Annotated in this window: 2 protein-coding genes; one reads left to right on the forward strand and one right to left on the reverse strand. The window is 37.7% G+C overall.

Translation table 11 applies throughout. The features are described 5' to 3' along the window. Positions 1-177 precede the first annotated feature (177 nt). Positions 178-1,227, reverse strand: a complete 1,050-nt coding sequence (locus DNK84_RS10310; RefSeq protein ID WP_162902374.1) for an MFS transporter — start codon at positions 1,225-1,227, stop codon at positions 178-180. A gap of 166 nt (positions 1,228-1,393) precedes the next feature. Here DNK84_RS10310 and DNK84_RS14390 point away from each other — a divergent pair, with 166 nt between their 5' ends. Continuing rightward, complete coding sequence (locus DNK84_RS14390) at positions 1,394-1,546, forward strand: hypothetical protein (RefSeq protein ID WP_162902145.1); 153 nt, start codon at positions 1,394-1,396, stop codon at positions 1,544-1,546. The last annotated feature ends 317 nt before the right edge of the window (positions 1,547-1,863 follow it).

Here is a 1,863-nt window from a genome sequence, read left to right on the forward strand (position 1 = left end):
ATAAACGCAAAGATTCCGTATTTTTGCAGTGTATCCTCTTTACCGTCATTAAAAATTCATAAATCTTTTCCCAAGCATTTCCATTTATGTGATAATGCATTTTGCAATCCTTTGTTGTTTTTCTCAAATATATTTCAAACCAAGGATTGCAACCTTGCAAATCATTTTTTAATTAAATCAACTTAATTTCACATCTTGTAGTTTTTTTGGTTCACAGAACCTAATATGTACCGCAGTTATGCTAGGGATAAAAGCAACTGTAAAGTAAAAAATAGACGTGGCAAAACCACAGATAAGGAACAAAAAACTACACAGCTTGATGTCACTAAAGGTTGGAAAATAGGTTATTTTATCTTTTTTGTATCGAGGGTTTTCTACTAAACCTTTTTGGGCAATCAGTGTAATAATGCTTAAGATTATCCCAAATATAAAGGGTAGTCGAAATGCCCATGTGTGAATTTGCTGTATTGAAAAGATAGAGTACATTGCATATACAAATGTCACGGCGAGTAACATGCCAAAACCACAGGCCACATTGCCAAGGGATACAGTTTTTCCTAGGCATCTTGGTTTTGCAGCTTCATTTAGAAAAACATATAAGCTAACATACTCACCGCCAACAGACAGGCCCTGGATAGCCCTGGCCAGCGTTAACAGGTATATCGATAATGTAGCAAAATTTTTTGATGTTGGCAGACTGGCAATAATGAGTAAAGCAATAAACATCATAAAAGTTGTGATCATTAGTACAGTTTTACGGTTGGTTTTTTCACCAACCCAGCCTAAAATAATGCCGCCAATAGGGCGGCAAATGTAGCTTAAAGCAAATAGAAGCAGACCGTAGATAACGCTAACAGTGGCTTGTGTATGGTGAAAAAATATGCCAGAAAACACTGGAATCATATATAAATAAAGCCCAAAATCATACCATTCTATTATTGCGCTAAAACAGCCGGTAATCAGGTTTTTGTTTGATGAAACAGGTGTGTTTTGCATAAGAAAACAATACATTTTTAATAAAATTGTTTTAATTATTTGATTTTTTTTAATAATGTCAATCCATGCCAATTTTTTAATACCTGAACTTTCCCTGATTTTGTCATCCAGCGCCACAAGCAGACGTCGATCGGTCAAAGGCTTAGGAATAAGTTTGAATACCAGATAGCAAATGCGATCCCAATCAAAGCACTTAGTTGCCATAAAACGATAGAAGCGCGTTTTGTTCAATGCAACCCCAAGTATTTTAGCAATTTTTTACGCTTGTTCGATATTAACAGTTTTCAGCTAAGTACATTTGTCTCGGTAATATTTTGGTGTAATTACAATGGTAATCTAGCAAAATTAACCTACACTGATAGTTATCCAGTCAATAAGCTGTAATAGGGATGATATGATGAGTGCGCCAAGCAAAGCTAAGGCAATCAAGCTGGACAATCCAGCCCAGAAAAAGGCTAGCCACCAGTCTGGAACCGAACTACACATAATGCAAGGTAACGAACATTATGAAGCTGTAGTAAGGGCGGTCTATCAGCCACAACGCAAGTGAAGGTATTGAGCCCCGTAATATATCATCGTCGCACCTGATCAAGGTTTTCATATGCCTGAAATCAGCACTACGCAATACGTAAAGGCGAGTATGCGTGGAGGTGCCGGGGTCTGAGTCCGTAGCGGGTAGATGAACTGATTGCTTTGGAACTTGGGAGAACCTTGCTATTTCTGAATGCTTATCTTGGAGCCTAAAAAGCTAGAGGTAAGTTTAGCAAGGTAGTCGGACTAGCTCGTAGTAGAGGTGTAAATAGGGTAATGCCTATTGAGGTTTAAGACCACTTGAAGGGGTTAGCAGTTTAACGAAGAGGATAATTT

The sequence above is a fragment of the Facilibium subflavum genome (genome assembly GCF_003574485.1).
Lineage (GTDB): Bacteria > Pseudomonadota > Gammaproteobacteria > Francisellales > Francisellaceae > Facilibium > Facilibium subflavum.